This is a genomic window from Pseudomonas sp. NPDC088429 (assembly GCF_044753305.1).
Classification (GTDB): domain Bacteria; phylum Pseudomonadota; class Gammaproteobacteria; order Pseudomonadales; family Pseudomonadaceae; genus Aquipseudomonas; species Aquipseudomonas rustica.
The window spans coordinates 1-454 of record NZ_JBIVMX010000041.1; the positions used below are offsets into that span (position 1 = coordinate 1).

The window sequence follows — 454 nt, forward strand, 5'->3', positions numbered from 1 at the left end:
ACGTGACCCTGTTCTTCGGTCTGTCGGGCACCGGTAAAACCACCCTGTCGGCCGACGAAAGCCGTTACCTGATCGGTGACGACGAACACGGCTGGGGCGAAGGCGTGGTGTTCAACATCGAAGGCGGTTGCTATGCCAAGTGCATCGACCTCTCCGAGAAGAACGAGCCGGTTATCTGGAAAGCCATCAAGCACGGTGCTGTACTGGAAAACGTCGTTATCGACGACGCCAAGCACGCCGACTACGCCGATGTCAGCCTGACCCAGAACAGCCGCGCCGCTTACCCGCTGGAGCACGTTGCCAAGCGTTCCGAGCAGAACCTCGGTGGCGAGCCAAACGCTGTGATCTTCCTGACTTGCGACCTGACCGGCGTGCTGCCGCCAGTGTCGATCCTCAACGAAGAACAATCGGCGTACAACTTCCTGTCCGGCTACACCGCACTGGTGTGCTCGAC

Annotated in this window: 1 protein-coding gene; it reads left to right on the top strand. The window is 59.9% G+C overall.

The features are described 5' to 3' along the window. Window positions 1-454: phosphoenolpyruvate carboxykinase (ATP) (locus ACIP66_RS19090; protein WP_400650042.1), on the top strand; the 454-nt coding region annotated here is incomplete at both ends.